The sequence below is a fragment of the Rhodanobacter sp. UC4448_H15 genome, from assembly GCF_052978265.1.
The window spans coordinates 1444454-1459628 of the sequence record NZ_CM129665.1 but is presented as its reverse complement, the minus strand read 5'-3'; the positions used below and the strand labels follow the sequence as shown (position 1 = coordinate 1459628).

Here is a 15175-nt window from a genome sequence, read left to right as displayed (position 1 = left end):
CGATTCTAACCTTTGCGCCTCAGCGCCGCAGGCGTTGCAAGGCCTGCGCGTGGAGCGCCGGCGTGCCGGCCAGCACACTGGTGGTATCCAGCGTCGGCGGGGCGCCGTCGAGATCGGTGAACACACCGCCGGCCTCGCGCACGATTACCGCGAGCGCGGCGATGTCCAGGATGTTCACGTCCGACTCGATCACCAGGTCCAGGCTGCCGCGCGCCAGCAGGTGGTAGTGGCAGAAATCGCCGTAGCCGCGGATGCGGTTGCTGTCACGGATCAGCCCGCCCAGCGCCGCCCAGCGGGCATCGCCGGCGAGCGTCCTGATGTTGCCGGTCGAGATCGCCGCCTGCGCCATGTCGGTGGTGTCCGCCACGCGCACGCGTTCGCCCTCGAACCAGGCGCCGCCGCCGGCGCTGGCCCACATCGTCTCGCCGTAGATCGGCGCACTGGATACGCCCAGCACCAGTTCGTGGCGGTCCATCAACGCGATCTGGGTGGAAAAGAACGGCGTGCGGCGCACGAAGCTCTTGGTGCCATCGAGCGGATCGACCAGCCACAGCAAAGCGTCTCGTTCGCCCTCCAGGCCAAACTCCTCGCCGTAGATCGCCGCCTGCGGCAGCGCGGCCTGCAGCACGCGGCGAATCGCCTGCTCGGCCTCGCGATCGGCCACCGTCACCGGCGTGGCATCGGCCTTCAGCTCCACCTCGACGCCGCGACGCCAGTAGTGCGTGATGATTTCGGCGGCGGCGGCGGCAGCCTCGCGTGCCGCGGCCAGCGCGACGGCGGTAGTCTCGGGGTTCATGGCAGCGTGGCGTCCTGGCGGTTCGATGGAGGGTTGGCGGCCAGGCCACCGGCCTGCCGGATGTGCACGCTGCCGTCCGGCGCGACCGGCCCGAGCCGGGCCAGCCAGCGCTGCAACGCCGGATCGCCATGGCGGGCGCGCAGCGTGCTGTCCAGACGCCAGCCCAGCGGGCTCAGCTGCAATTCGCCGCGCACCTGCAGCGGCCCGTCGCCCTGATCGTGCCATTGCGCGTGGATCACGCCGCCCTGCGCCTGCGCGCTTCCCTGCAATTCACCCAGCGCCAGCTCGCCTTCGGTCGTGTGCACGGCGGCCCGCTGCCACCGGCCCTGCGCCTGCAACTGCAGCGGCCAGCCGCCTTGCAGCAGTACATGATCGACCGTCAGTTGCAGCTCGCCCAGCGGCGCGCCCCAGTCGACCGGAAGCGGAACATCCGTCGCGGCGAGATCGGCATGCAGCCGCCAGCCTTCGCCCTCGACGCGACCCTGCGCCGTGCGCCGCACGGTTCCGGAGAAATCCGCCTGCGGTCCGTCGAAGGCCAGCTGCATCTGCAGCCGGCCGAGCAGCGCGCGGCGCGACAACTGCCAGCGCACCTGTCCCAACCGTCGCCCATCGGCATCCAAGACGTTACCGGCAGCACCGTTCCAAACCGTGCCTTGCACCTGCTGCAGCCGCAGCCCGTGCAACTGCGGCTCGACCCACGGCATCACCCAGCGCGCCGGCAGAAACCACGCCAGCACCAGCACGACTGCCGCGAGCACCGCCAGGGCGACGAGAATTTTTCGAAGTCGAATCAAGCGTCCAGTTCCGAATGTCCCGCGCACCGCTTGAGCATCCCGGGCGCAGCGTCGATCATAGCCGGATGACCATTCCCGCAAACAACAACGCCGCGCTTGCCGAGCGCGATCTCAGGCACGTCTGGCATCCATGCACGCAGATGCACGACCACGGCGAAGGCGCGGTGCCGATGCTGCCGATCGTGCGCGGCGAAGGCGCCTGGCTGGTCGATGCCGAGGGCCGGCGCTATCTCGACGGCGTCAGCTCGTGGTGGGTCAACCTGTTCGGCCACGCCAATGCGCGCATTGCCGCCGCACTGGCCGACCAGGCCCGCACGCTGGAACAGGTGATCTTTGCCGGTTTCACCCACGAACCGGCGATCCGGCTGGCCGAGGAACTGGTGCGCATCACGCCGCCCGGACTGGAGCGCGTGTTCTACGCCGACAACGGCTCGTCCGCGATCGAAGTGGCGCTGAAGATGAGCTTCCACTACTGGCTCAACCGCGGTCATGGCGAGAAGACCCGCTTCATCGCGCTCAGCGGCAGCTATCACGGCGAAACCCTGGGTGCGCTGTCGGTCAGCGACGTGGCGCTGTATCGCAAGACCTACGCACCGCTGCTGCTGACCCCGCTGCTGGCGCCCTCGCCGGACACCTATGAAGGCGAACCGGGCGAGACACCGGCACAGATAGCGGCGCGCCGGCTCGCCGAGCTGCGCACGCTGCTGGAACGCCACGCCCGCGAAACCTGCGCGGTGATCGTCGAGCCGCTGGTGCAGTGCGCCGGCGGCATGCGCATGTATCACCCGGATTACCTGACCGGACTGCGCGCCTTGTGCGACGAGTTCGCGGTGCACTTCATCGCCGACGAGATCGCGGTGGGCTTCGGCCGCACCGGCACGCTGTTCGCCTGCGAGCAGGGCCACGTGTCGCCGGACTTCATGTGCCTGTCCAAGGGACTCACCGCCGGCTTCATGCCGCTGTCGGCGGTGCTCACCACCGACGAGGTCTATGCCGCGTTCTACGCCGAGTACCGTGCCGGCAAGGCCTTCCTGCATTCGCACAGCTACACCGGCAATCCGCTGGGCTGCCGGGTGGCGCTGGAGACGCTGGCGATCTTCCGCGACGAGCCGGTACTGGAACGCAACCGGCAGCTGGCCACGCACCTGGCGCGCCGGCTGGCGCCGCTGCGCGAGCATCCGCAGGTCGCCGACGTGCGCCAGACCGGCATGATCGCGGCCGTCGAGCTGGTCGCCGACAAGGCCAGCCGACGCCCGTACCCCGCGGACGAGCGGCGCGGCCTGCGCGTCTACCTGCACGGCCTGCAGCACGGCGTGCTGCTGCGCCCGCTGGGCAATGTCGTCTATTTCATGCCGCCGTACGTGGTCACCGAGCAGGAGATCGACCTGCTGGTGGATACCGCCATCCAGGGCATCAAGCACGCCGTGGCCGGTTGACCGACACCGTCCACGCGCTCCGTTATGCTTGGATTTTTGCGGCCCTGACGCATGCGCACCATCCGATTCCACGCCGACCTGCCGCTTGCCGTGGGCGCCGACCTGGTGCTGCCGCCCGACGCGGCCGAGCACGCCACGCGGGTGCTGCGGCTGCCCGCAGGCGCGCCGGTGGTGCTGTTCAACGGCGACGGCTGCGACTACGCGGCCACCATCGGCAGCATCGACAAGCGCGCGGTGCGGGTACAGGTGACGGCGTGCAGCCCCGTGTACAACGAGTCGCCACTGCCGCTGCTGCTCGCCCAGGGCATCGCGCGCGGCGACAAGATGGACCTGATCGTGCAGAAGGCCACCGAGCTGGGCGCGACCGGCATCGTGCCGCTGCTGACCGAACGATCGGAAGTGCGCCTGGACGCGGAACGGGCCGCCAAGCGGCTGGCGCATTGGCAGTCGGTGGCGGTCAGCGCCTGCGAGCAGAGCGGCCGCGCACGCATTCCGCGCATCGCGCCGATCCAGCCGCTGGCGGCATGGCTGGGCGGGTTGGCTGACGATGGCGCGCTGCGACTGGCCTTGCTGCCGGGCGCCGAGAAGACGATCGGCGCGCTGCGCTTCGGTGCCGCCGGCGGCGTGCTGGTGATCGGGCCGGAAGGTGGCCTGGGTGAAGCCGACACCCGCGCACTGGCGCAGCACGGCTTCCTCGGCCTGCGCCTGGGCCCACGCATCCTGCGCACCGAGACGGCAGGCCTGGCGGCGCTCAGCGCCTTGCAGGCCTGCCACGGCGATCTGGCGATCGACGGCGCGTGAGCCGCGCTACAAGGCGTAGTTGACGCCGAGCAGCACGGTGCGGCCCCAGGTGTCGTACTCCAGCGGACGCGCGACTTCCACGCCGTTGGGCAGGCCGCTGACCTGTTCCGACTCGAACGGTTCGTTGGTCAGGTTGGACACCTGCAGCAGCAGCGACAAACCCTTCAGCCGTCCGTCCGGAAACTCGTAGCTGGCCTGCAGGTCGGTCTCCTTGTTGGCGCGGATGCGCGTGTAGCCGATCTGGTCGAACAGCGCCACGGCCTCGCCAGTGAAACTGGAGCGGTAGCGCTCGGCCACCCGCAGCGCGAAACCGTGGGCCTCGTAGTAGATCTGCAGGTTGGCGGTCTTGCGCGACAGGCCCGGCAGCGATTTCGGCCCACCTGGAATGTTCGAGATGGTGCTGTCGGGGATGGTGCTGTTGGTCAGCGCGAAATTGGCCTGCACGCCGAACCCGGCCAGTGCCGGCGACAGCCGCGCCCCGGACAGCGCCCCTTCCAGCTCGACGCCCTGCATGCGGCCGCCGGTGCCGTTCTGCGGGGTGGAGAACGTACCGATATTGCTGCTCGGCGTCAGCAGCGGGTTGTTGTTGGTGTAGCCGCTGAAATCGTAATCGGCCACGGTGCGGGTGTAGATGTAATTGAGGATGTTCTTGTTGAACACGTCGATGCCGACATAGGTGGCGTCATCGAAATACTTCTCCCACGCCAGGTCGGTGCCGACGGCGATGTACGGGCGCAGCTTCGGGTTGCCGCCGCTGCCCGACCAGCGCACCTGGCCGGCACCCGGACCGTTCTGGACTTCGGAGACCGAGGCGGACGAAGCCACCTTTTCGTCGTCGATGCGCCCGCGGGTCAGCGTCTTGGCGAAGCCGAAGCGCAGGTACTGCTTGTCGCCCAGCTCGGCCACCAGGTTGAGGCTGGGCAGCACCTTGGTGTACGTGGCGCCGCCGGTGAGCGTGCCGACCTTGTCGTCACCGGTGGTCTGGAATGCCTGCGAGGATTGTTCGGTGCGCACCACCTGCACGCCCGCGTTGCCGCGCAGGGGAATGCTGCCCAGCGTGGTGTCCAGGTTGAACTTCAGGTAGGCCACCGGCACTTTCTCGCGTACCGTGTAGTTGCGGTCGTAGTCGCCAGCGCCGTTGCGCTGGGTAAGGTAGAACTGCCGCTCCAGCGCGGCCAGCACGTCGTAGTCCACGATCGGGCCGATGCCGCCATAGCCAAGCGAGGTGCTGCCGCGCAGCACCGCCGGGTCGATCGGCACGCCGTAGGCGTGGTCGTAGGTGCCGGGGTCGGAACCGTTGCCGTTGAGGTAGGCGAAGAACACGTCGGCCTGCTTGGTCTTCTCGCGGTCGGACCAGGCGATGCCGGCCTCGACGCTGGAGAAGATCCAGCCCAGCGGATGGGAGATCGCCAGCCGCGCGGATTTCAGGTGGTCCTTCTGCCGGTCGAATTCCTGGCGGCCGTTGTAGCTGTAGTTGTCCGGGTCGGTGAACACCAGGCTGGCCGGGTCACCGGGGTTGAACGAGGTGCGGAAGTCGGGGAAACCGAAATCGCGCGGCGTGGTGAACTGCACGTCGCCGAGCGCACCGCCGGGCAGGCCGGTGAAGGTGTAGGCATCGAGCAGCTTCACCCGCGCCGAGGAATAGGCCACGTCGCCGCTGACGACCCAGTCATCGCCGAAATGGATCTGGTTGCTCCAGTCCGCGGAGAACAGATAATCCCGCTCGCGGTTGTAGCCGTTCTGCAGGATCGGCGCGATGCCCATGAGGGTGCCCGAGGTAACCAGCGGATAGGGCTGCAGCGGCACGGTGCCGACGTTGGCGTAGGACACGTTGTCGTACGGGCTGCTGGACCACTGCAGGCCGTTCTTGTACGAGCGCTTGTCGAAGCGGGAGTAGAACAGATTCAGCGTCGAGTAGTAGGTGTCGTTCGGCGCCCACTCCAGCACGCCCATCACGCCGTCGCGCACCTGGTCCTGCGACAGCGCGCGCAACTGCATGCCTTCCTGCGAGATCACGTTGTCGGGCATGCCCGGCGTATGCGGCCCGCCCCAGTTCTGGTCGATGCCGGCCGTGCCGTTGTCCACGCTCCACCACCACGCCTGGTACTGCCGCTGCTGGATCGGCGCGTCCTCGCGCGCCGCGCCGAGCGCGATGCCCAGCGTGTGGTCGAAGAACTGGTCGATCCAGGACAGGCTGAAGCGGTTCCCCCAGTCGCCCACGCCGGAGCCGGGGTTGAGCGAGCCGTTGCTGCCGCGTTGCCCGCGCAGGTTCGCGGCCAGCTTCATGCCATCGAAGTCCAGCGGCTTGATGGTGTGCATGTCGACGGTGCCGGCCAGCCCCTGGCCCAGCAGGCTGGCATCGGGTGTCTTGTAGACCACCACCTGGTTGATCAGCTCGGCCGGATACTGGTTGAATTCCACGCCGCGGTTCTCGCCCGTCGAGGCCTGTTCATGGCCGTTCAACAGCGTGGCGGTGAAGTCCGGCGACAGGCCGCGAATCGAGATCTGGTTGGCCTGCCCGTCCAGCCCGCGCTGGGTGGCCAGGCCGGACAGGCGCGACAGGCTGTCGGCGATGCTCGGGTCGGGCAGCTTGCCGATGTCCTCGGCCGAGACGACCTCCACGATCTCGTTGGACTGCTGCTTGACCTGCAGCGATTTCTCGATGCTGCCGCGAATGCCGGTGACGACGACGCGCTGCAGGTTCTTCACCGGCAGGCGCGGGTTCGTCGCATCCGCCGGTGGCGGCGTGCTCGATGCGCTGGCCGGCCCGGCGCTGTCCTGCGGCGTCGCGGCGCCGGCAGGCAGTGGCGTCAGCGCGAAGGTCAAGGCCGCCAAAAGCAGGCCCGCCGGGTGACGGCGGGCCAGACGCAAAGCAGCAGGAAACGACAGGCACGAACTCGGCATGGCAACGGCTCCTCGAAGTGGACCCCACAGGCGAGCCCCCTGCCCGGTGGCCCGAGCAAGTTCGCCGGGGCGAACGATCACCCCAACAAGGTGCACAACGCGTCAAATTTCGCCATCCGGATGTTGCGGGCCGGGATGTACACGGCCCGCCACCGACGCGCAGTCGCGCCGATGCCGTGGACTCAGTGCAGGATGTCGGCCGCGCCGGGTGCGTCCGGCGGCATCTCGCCGGCGGCAGCGTCATCCTGGCCGGCATCGAGCAGGTCGAGCAGATGCGCCTCGATCCACTCCAGATCGGGGATCATCGCCACGTCGTCGCGTACCAGCACGTGCGCGCGCACGCCGTCGGGCAAGCCCTTGCCGTCGTGGGTGGGGATGATCAGCTCGGCATTGAGCGTGGTCAGGCGCGGGAAACCCTGGGTCTGCACCGCGATGAACGGCAGGCGCGGATCGCCGCCCAGCGCCTTGAGCACGGCCACGCGCACCACCAGCTCGCTGTCGCCCTCGGCGGTGCCGGCGAGCTGCGTGAACGACACCAGCGGCACGCGCCAGCCACGCCAGGCGATGCGGCCAAGCAGCCAGTGCGGCGCGCCCTCGACCGGCTCGGGCGCGCTGTACGTCACCACCTCCGCGATCGTGGCATTGGGCAGCAGCATGCGCGCTTCGCCGACCGGCACCAGCACGCAGCGGATTTCACGCGGCAACGGATCACTCATGGAAACACCTCGATCAGGTGCGCCGCCAGTTCGGACGGCGTACCGGAGAAACTGACCAGTCGCTCGGCGAAGATCCCGCTGACCATGTCGGCGAAATGATCCCCGGACGACGATTCGACCCAGACCTGGCCGCCTCGATCATGGATCGCCTGTGAGCCGGCGATCGCGTCGTTGCCGCGCCCGGCAAAGACGATCGCCACCGCATCGCGGCCGAAGCCGTTCGCGGCCATGCTCAGGCTGGCGTCGATCGACGGTTCCGGCGCGGCGTCGGCAAGCAGCTCCACGCTGCCGTCGCGACGCAGGCGAACCTGTTGGCCGGCGGGCACCATCAGCACCTCGCCCATGCCGACGCGACGGCCGGCTTCGGCCACGCGTACCGGCAGCGGGCTCTTTTCGGCGAGCCGCGCGAGCATTTCCTGCTCGGTGTGGCTGCCCAGGTGCTGGGTCAGCAGGAACGTCAGGCGAGTGCTGGCGGGCAAGCTGCGCATGAACTCGCACACCGAGTCGACGCCATCGACCGCCGCGCCGAGCAACACGATCCGGCTCAGCGCCGAGCCGAGTTCGTCCAGCACCATCTCGTGATCCGGCACGAAGGCCTGCGGCGCAATCGCCTCCTCCATCGAGACCAGTTCCAGGCTCATGGTCGGCTGCAGATCGGCGGCGACCGGCTCCACGTCGGGCGCCAGGAATTCCGCGGCGCTGAGTTTCTCGATGCCGAACACGGCGGCGTCAGGCTTGTCATTTGATTCGACCGGCGCCTCCTCGTCGAGCAAGGCCCAGTTGTCCGGCGCGCGCACCGGCGTCTCGGGTGCGGCGGGCACGACCGACGCGGCGGCATCCATCGCCTCGGCGGTCAGCTCCGGGGCATCCAGCGCCGAAAAGTCCAGCTCATCGACCGCGGATGACGGCGCGCTTTCGTCCAGTGCGATGCGGTCGTCGTCGGAATCGGCCAGTTCCACCACGCCGAAGTCGCCGTCGTGCAACGGCGGCAGTTCCTCGTCGCCGGTGAAGCGCAAGCCCGCGCCGACCGTCTGCTCGTCCTCTTCGTCAGGCAATTCGCCGGAGGCGAGCAGCGCCTCGAGTTCGGCAGCCAGGTCATCCGATTCGGCGGTGATGCCGGGGTCGGCCGCCGGCTCGATCTCGTCATCGAACGGAATGCCGGCGTGCGCATCGAACGCAGCGCCGGGAGCGTCGTCTTCGCTGGCCGCGGTCTGCAGCGGCTCGTCGGCGGGCAGGTCCGGCGGCGGCTCGTCTGCCGTCACCGGCGTCGCCGCGTCCTGCGCGATCGGCGCTGCCAGATCGTCTTCTGCCGGCGTGGCGAAGATCGCGGATTCGTCGACCGCGTCGCGATCAAGGGCCTCCGTCACCACCGGCACAACCGGCACAACCGGTGCGACCACCGCAGGCGCGACCTGCACCTCGCGCGCATCCTCGGGCCGCGGCGGGTCGATGTCGCCCATCGCCAGAACTTTCACCGCCAGGTGGCGCGCCCAGCGCGCACGATCCCAGCCGGACAGCGCGCGGCTGGCCTGGGCATCGTTGAACACCACCCGCGGCCGGTCGCCGTCGATGATGTCGTACAACTGGTCGAGCGCATCGTCGGCGTCGTCGTCCAGGTTGATCACCAGTACGTCCGCGCCCACCTGCTGCAGCAGTTCGCGGTTCAGCCCGGCCACGCCGCCCTCGTGGACGATCCGCGCGCCGCGCTCGTGCAGCGCATCGCGCAAATGCCCACCGAGTTCGCTGTCGTCGAACAGCAGCGCGACCGCGGGTGGCGTATCAGTCATGAATCGGCTCCGCGGCACGTTGCTCCAGCACCTCGGCGATCTGCAGCAGCAATTCCGCCTCCTGGTACGGCTTGCCGAGGTAGCGATCCACGCCGATGTCGAAGGCCCGCTGGCGATGCTTGTCGCCGCTGCGCGAGGTGATCATGATGATCGGCACGTCGCGCAGCCGCGGGTCCGCCTTCATCTGGGTGGCCAGCTCGTAGCCGTCCATGCGCGGCATCTCGATGTCCAGCAGCATCAGGTCGGGCACGCGCTCGTGCAGTTTCTCCAGTGCGTCGACACCGTCCTTGGCGGTGCTCACCTCGTACTCGTGGCGTTCCAGCACGCGGCCGGTGACCTTGCGCATGGTGATCGAGTCGTCGACCACCATCACCAGCGGACGCACCTGCACCTCCTCGACGACCGGCGCTTCCACCGCGCTGAGGCCTTCGGCCAGGCGCTGCTCGCGGCGGATCATGCCGTGGCGCACCAGCGGCGCCAGGTCGAGAATGATCAGCACCGAACCGTCGCCCATGATGGTGGCGCCGAGCAGGCCGGGCACCGAACTGATCTGCGGGCCGACCGACTTGACCACGATCTCGCGCGAACCCAGCACGGCGTCGATGCGGATCGCCGCGCGCAGGTCGCCCGCGCGGGTCAGCAGCAGCGGTTGCTGCTCGTCCTCGGTGGCGAGTCCGGGCGGCAGGCCGAGCAGTTCGGCCAGGTCGTGGATGCCGTAGTCCTCGTTGCCGTGCTGGAACGAGGGCTCGTCGGCGGCCAGCAGCGCGGCGAGTTCTTCCGGGTTGACCCGCGCCACGCCCTGCACCGAGGTCATCGGGATGGCGAAGGTCGCCTCGCCGATGCGCACCAGGATGGCCTGCGTGACGGCGAGGGTGAACGGCAGGCGCAGCACGAAGGTGGTGCCCTGGCCTTCCTCCGACTCGATCGACAGCGAGCCGCCCAGCTGCTTGATCTCGTTGGCGACCACATCCATGCCGACGCCGCGACCGGCCAGCTGGGTGACCTGGCTGGCGGTGGAGAAGCCGGGCTGGGTGATCAGCGACAGCAGCTGGTTGTCGGTGGGCCGCGTCTCGGGACGCAGCATGCCGCGTTCGATGCCGCGCTTGCGGATCGCCTCGCGATTGAGGCCGCGACCATCGTCGCTGACCCGCACCACCACCTCGGTCGCCTCGCGCGCCACCTTGATCCGCACCGCGCCCTCGGCCGGCTTGCCCAGCTTGCGGCGCTCGGCCGGGCTTTCGATGCCGTGCGCGATGGCGTTGCGCAGCATGTGCTCGAACGGCGCCTTGATGCGATCGAGCAGGTTGCGGTCCATTTCGCCGTGCGCGCCGTCGACGTAGAGCTGTGCCTGCTTGTGCTCTTCCTGAGCGGCCTGGCGCAGGGTGCGGCGCAGGTTGGGCACCATGGTGTCGAACGGCAGCATGCGCGTGCGCAGCAGGCCGTCCTGCAGTTCGGTACTGACACGCGATTGCTGGATCAGCAGGGTTTCGGCCTGGCGGGTCAGCTCGTCCAGCATGTTCTGGATGGACACCAGATCGGATACCGACTCGGCCAGCGCTCGCGAGTACTGCTGCAGCTGCGAGTAGCGGTCGAGCTCGAGCGGATCGAACGCGGTCAGGCCCGCCTCGCGATGCTCGCGCTGGAAGCGCGCGATGATCTGCGCCTCGGTTTCGATCTCCAGCATGCGCAGCTGGCTGCGCAGGCGCGCCACGGTCTGTTCCAGCTCGACCAGGTTGAAGCGGTAGCCCGCCACCTGCTGTTCCAGCCGCGAGCGGTAGATCGCCACTTCGCCGGCGTGGTTGACGAGGTTGTCGAGCAGATCGGCGCGGACACGGATCTGTTCCTGCGGCGAGCGCGATTCCGGCGCCGTCTCGGGCAGCAACTCCGGCAAGCCGCGCGCGTCGTCGCCGTGGGCGGCGGGCTGCGGCGCCTCGGCCACCGGCGCCTGCGCGCTCCCGGGCGTATCGTCGCCGTCGCCGACCAGGGCCGTGGCACCGGCCAGTTCCAGCAGGCGGTCGATCGTGGCCTGCGGGTAATCCGGCATGTGTCCCTGCGACACCCGCTGCACCATCGCGTTGAGCTGATCGAAGCTCGATTCGAGCGCGCCGATCAGCTCGCCGGTCTTGCCGGGGTCGCGGATCGGCTTCTCCAGCACCGTCTCGATGGCATGGGCGAGATCGCCCACCGAAGCCAGGCCGGCGATGCGTGCGCCGCCCTTGAGCGTATGCAGGTCGCGCTGGAGTTCGCCGACGTAGGAAAGCTCGCCGGGTTCGGCATGCCACTTGGCCAGCACGCCATCGGCGCTGTCGAGGATCTCGCGCGCCTCGTCGATGAACACCTCCAGCAGGTCCGCGTCGATGCGGCTGCCATCGGGGAGCACGAACGCGGGCGCCGGTTCCACGCGGGTGGCAGTGGCCCTGGCGGCTTCCTCGGCCGCAGCCTTCTCCGCCGCAGCCTGCTCCGCGGCGGCTCGCTCCGCCGCAGCCTGCTCCGCTGCAGCTCGCTCCGCTGCCGCCTGCTCCGCCGCAGCCTGCTCCGCCGCAGCCTGCTCCGCTGCCGCCTGCTCCGCTGCAGCTCGCTCTGCTGCCGCCTGCTCTGCCGCTGCCCGCTCTGCCGCCGCCTGCTCCGCGGCGGCCTGTTCGGCTGCCGCCTGCTCGATGGCAGCCTGACGGGCCGCCTCCTCGGCAGCCTTGGCCGCGGCAACGGCGGAGTCGATCTCGAACGCATGCAGCGCCGCCGTCATCTCGGCGGCGGCATCGAGGTGATCGTCCTGTCCCGCCCCGGCGGCCGCATCCGGCTGCTCCGACGCAGACAGCGACATGGCTGCCGCGCCCGCCTCGTCGGTGGCCGTGTCGGCCTCGTCGAACTCCTCGTTCGCCGCGCCTTCGCCCGCCTGCGGCTCGAACACCACGTGCGCGACCTGCGACTCGGGATAGTCGTCGCGCATCTCGGTGATCTGCGCGGTGAGCGCGTCGACGTCGGGCAGCTGCGACACCGGAGCGTCGAACTGGGTCATCACCAGGTCGACCACGTCGGCGGCCTGTCCCAGCAGGCGCACGCCCAACGGGGACAGCGGCTCGCTGGAGGCGCGCAAGCGCTTGAACAGCCCCTCCAGCGGCGACAGCAACTGGGTCAGCAGCGGGATGTCGACCATCGCGATCGCACCGTGCAGGGTGTGCACGGCGCGCAGCAGCTCCTCGCTGACCGGCAAGGCACCCTCGCTGCGCTGGGTCGCCGCACGGATGGTCTGCAGGTACTGGGCCACCTCGCTGCGAAGGATCTCCAGCAGCACCGGGTCTATCGGCGGCATCGCCGGCATGTCCACGAGGGATTCCGGCTCGCCAGCCACGGGCTCGGCCGTCACGGAAGCGCTGGCCACGTCGGCATCGGTGAGGCTGGCCCGCGGCACGTCGGCCGCCTCGACGGCGGCGCGCGGCACCCGGCGTACCACGGTGCGGGTCACCGTCTCGGTACCCCGCGACATGAAGTCTTCCACGCGGGCCGGCTGGCCCGACGCGAGCCGTTCGGCGGCCTGCATGATCGCGCTGAGCGGTGCCTGCGGATCGCCCTCGCCCTTGAGCGCGGCCAGCAGCTGCGGCAGCGCGTCGATGGCGTGGCGAACCACGTCCTGCACGTTCTGGTCCGGCTCGATGGTGTGGTCGAGGACGCGGTTGAGCATGTCCTCCACCTTCCATGCGAACTCGCCCAGCACACCGGCGCCGACCAGGCGGCCGGAGCCCTTCAGGGTGTGGAACGAGCGGCGGATGCCGACCAGCGCCGGCGTCTGCGCCGGGTCGGCCAGCCAATCCTTCTGGGCCACCGCGAGGTTGTCGATCTCCTCCTGCATTTCCTCCAGGAAGATGTCGCGGATGTCGTCGTCGATGCCTTCGGCATCGGCGTTGAAGCGGGTGTTTGCCGCCAGCGGATCGGCGACGGGCACCTGTTCGGTGACCTGCTCCTCGATCTCGACCCAGTCCTCGCCGACGGCGCTGGCCGGGCTCGCCGGTGCGCCGGTCTCCGCCAGTCGCAGCCCGTCGAGGTCATGCGTGGGTTCGGGCGAAGCCTGCGCGTCGCCGACGAACAGGCTGCCGAGATCGGCGCCGGGCAGCAGGCTGACGGACTCGGAGAGGTCGGGGTGCTGCTCGGCTTCGAGCGAAACGGAAGCCGGTGCCTCGGCGACCGGCGCGGGCTCCTCCACGGCCGCGCGCTGCGCCGGGACCGGCCAGTAGCCAAGCTGGGCCAGGCTGTGCTCGGCCACGTCGAGGATGTGTTCGAGGCCGCCACGGTGCTCGCGCGCCGCCTCCAGGTAGTACTCCAGCGCGGCCAGCGCGTCGGCCAGGTGATCCATCTGCGCACCGCTGGGCACGCGACGGTCCTGCAGCAATTCGTAGTCGATGAACCGGCCCACGCCCTGGGCCAGTTCGGCCGGGCGCGGCGAGGACAGCATGCGCATGGCGCCGGCCACCTCGTCCATCAACGGCGGCGCACCGGCCAGGCGATCGTGCTGCCAGCCCGACTCCACGAAGGCAACGATCGCGTCCTTCACCTTGCCGGTGTTGCCGATCGCTTCCTGCATCAGGGTGGAGACCACGCCGAGCGCTTCGCTGCGCGGCAGCCCCTGCGTGGGGTCGGCGGCAGCGGCAGGTTCGCCTTCGGAGCCGAGGCTCTCGATGTGGTCGTCCAACGACGCCTCCACGTAGAGCAGCGCGCCGGCGACATCCAGCAGCGTTTCCTCGTCGGCAGGACGCAGGCGGTTGGCGATTTCGTCGAGCACGCGGCGCTGCTCGCCGACCACGCGGCGCGGCACCGCCAGCGCCAGCATGCCCAGCGTGTCGCCGACCCGTTCGAGCACTTCGCCCTGGGCGGCAAGCTGGGCCGGATCGCCGTCCTGCTCGCGCAGGAACAGGTCCAGCGCTTCCTTGACGCGCAGCAGGTCGTCCTTGAGCGCGCGCGACACCGAATCGAGCAGGGCGCGGTTGTGCCCGGCCATCGAGCCGCGGGCGTGTTCCAGTTCACCGGCATCGGGCAGCAGGCTGTCCAGCGCGTAGGTGCTGCGCAACAGCTCCATGTGCGGGCTGCGCTGCTTGGCCTGGGCCACGATGTAGAGCAGCTTGCAGGCCACCTCGTCGGCATCGCTCGCGCGCAGGCTGTTCTCGCCATGTTCGATCAGCAGGCGGATGTTACGATCCACCTTGCCGATCAGCTGGCGCACTTCGGGGGCGTGCCCCCTGAGCATGCCTTGTTCGAGACCTTCCAGCACCCCGGCGGCGATCCACCACAGGCGCCGGCCATGCACGTGATAACAACGCGCAGTGATCGCCAGCAGGGTCTTGCGCATGGCGACCAGTTGCTGGGCCGCATCCTGGCCGCGGAACCACGCCAGCAACTGCTGCTGGAAACGCAGGCGCAAACCGGCCAGCTCCACGCGGTGCGCCGCGGCATAAGCCTCGCTCATCGCCGCCGGAGCCTGCTCCGGCAGGAAGGCGTCGAGGTTCGGATGGAACATCGACGACTCGGGCAGCGGCTCCAGCCCGCGGGTGGCACGCAGATCGTTCAGCAGCGGCAGCAGCACCACCGGCACGTCGCGATGGCCGCTGGACAGCCGTTCCAGGTAGTCCGGCAGCTGCATCAAGCCACGCATCAGGGCGGCGTAGGCTTCCTCGCGCTGGAGCACCTGGTCGTTCAACAGCGCGCCGACCAGGGCCTCCATCTCCGCGGTGACCGCCGCCGCGCCGTACAGCTCGACCATCTTCAGCGTGCCGTGCACCTGATGCAGATGATCCGTGCAGGTGCGCATGAAATCGCGCTTCCCCGGATTGTCGACGTACGACTCCAGTGCCTCGCGGGCGATCGACAAGGTGTCGTCGAGTTCCGGCTTGACCCACTGCAGCGTGGTGAAATCGATGTGGTCTTGAAGTCTCATGCGCCTCTCTCAGCGGTC

8 protein-coding genes are annotated in these 15175 nt (G+C 69.3%); 2 read left to right on the top strand and 6 right to left on the bottom strand.

What is annotated here, in order from left to right; all coding sequences use genetic code 11:
* Positions 1–19 precede the first annotated feature (19 nt).
* Both ACVCMI_RS06440 and ACVCMI_RS06435 read right to left on the bottom strand, forming a co-directional pair.
* A complete protein-coding gene (locus tag ACVCMI_RS06440; RefSeq protein WP_447099418.1) occupies positions 20–796 on the bottom strand; it encodes an inositol monophosphatase family protein in 777 nt (258 codons plus the stop codon).
* Entirely contained in the window at positions 793–1590 is a 798-nt protein-coding gene (locus tag ACVCMI_RS06435) for a type II secretion system protein N (protein WP_395117027.1), read from the bottom strand. Before ACVCMI_RS06435 ends, ACVCMI_RS06440 begins: the two co-directional genes overlap by 4 nt.
* Before the next feature lie 65 nt (positions 1591–1655).
* Here ACVCMI_RS06435 and ACVCMI_RS06430 point away from each other — a divergent pair, with 65 nt between their 5' ends.
* A complete protein-coding gene (locus ACVCMI_RS06430; RefSeq protein WP_447099419.1) occupies positions 1656–3026 on the top strand; it encodes an adenosylmethionine--8-amino-7-oxononanoate transaminase in 1371 nt (456 codons plus the stop codon).
* A 51-nt stretch (positions 3027–3077) separates the two neighbouring features.
* On the top strand, positions 3078–3827 hold the full coding sequence (locus ACVCMI_RS06425; RefSeq protein WP_447099420.1) for a 16S rRNA (uracil(1498)-N(3))-methyltransferase: 750 nt from the start codon (positions 3078–3080) through the stop codon (positions 3825–3827).
* Between the two features lie 6 nt (positions 3828–3833).
* Here the strand turns inward: ACVCMI_RS06425 and ACVCMI_RS06420 are convergent, their stop codons facing one another.
* From ACVCMI_RS06420 to ACVCMI_RS06405, 4 genes are all read right to left on the bottom strand, one after another.
* Positions 3834–6731, bottom strand: coding sequence for a TonB-dependent receptor (locus ACVCMI_RS06420; RefSeq protein WP_447099421.1), 2898 nt, complete (start codon positions 6729–6731; stop codon positions 3834–3836).
* A 182-nt stretch (positions 6732–6913) separates the two neighbouring features.
* Positions 6914–7447 carry a chemotaxis protein CheW gene (locus ACVCMI_RS06415; protein ID WP_395117019.1) on the bottom strand — a complete coding sequence of 178 codons (534 nt, stop codon included), beginning with the start codon at positions 7445–7447 and terminating at the stop codon, positions 6914–6916.
* Positions 7444–9234, bottom strand: coding sequence for a chemotaxis protein CheB (locus ACVCMI_RS06410; RefSeq protein ID WP_447099422.1), 1791 nt, complete (start codon positions 9232–9234; stop codon positions 7444–7446). Before ACVCMI_RS06410 ends, ACVCMI_RS06415 begins: the two co-directional genes overlap by 4 nt.
* Positions 9227–15157 carry an Hpt domain-containing protein gene (locus ACVCMI_RS06405; protein WP_447099423.1) on the bottom strand — a complete coding sequence of 1977 codons (5931 nt, stop codon included), beginning with the start codon at positions 15155–15157 and terminating at the stop codon, positions 9227–9229. Before ACVCMI_RS06405 ends, ACVCMI_RS06410 begins: the two co-directional genes overlap by 8 nt.
* Positions 15158–15175: the final 18 nt, after the last annotated feature.

What these genes read in the sequence shown, in the direction of transcription:
- ACVCMI_RS06440 (WP_447099418.1), bottom strand. Translation starts at nt 796, where the DNA reads ATGAACCCCGAGACTACCGCCGTCGCGCTGGCCGCGGCACGCGAGGCT.
- ACVCMI_RS06430 (WP_447099419.1), top strand. Translation starts at nt 1,656, where the DNA reads ATGACCATTCCCGCAAACAACAACGCCGCGCTTGCCGAGCGCGATCTC.
- ACVCMI_RS06425 (WP_447099420.1), top strand. Translation starts at nt 3,078, where the DNA reads ATGCGCACCATCCGATTCCACGCCGACCTGCCGCTTGCCGTGGGCGCC.
- ACVCMI_RS06420 (WP_447099421.1), bottom strand. Translation starts at nt 6,731, where the DNA reads ATGCCGAGTTCGTGCCTGTCGTTTCCTGCTGCTTTGCGTCTGGCCCGC.
- ACVCMI_RS06415 (WP_395117019.1), bottom strand. Translation starts at nt 7,447, where the DNA reads ATGAGTGATCCGTTGCCGCGTGAAATCCGCTGCGTGCTGGTGCCGGTC.
- ACVCMI_RS06410 (WP_447099422.1), bottom strand. Translation starts at nt 9,234, where the DNA reads ATGACTGATACGCCACCCGCGGTCGCGCTGCTGTTCGACGACAGCGAA.
- ACVCMI_RS06405 (WP_447099423.1), bottom strand. Translation starts at nt 15,157, where the DNA reads ATGAGACTTCAAGACCACATCGATTTCACCACGCTGCAGTGGGTCAAG.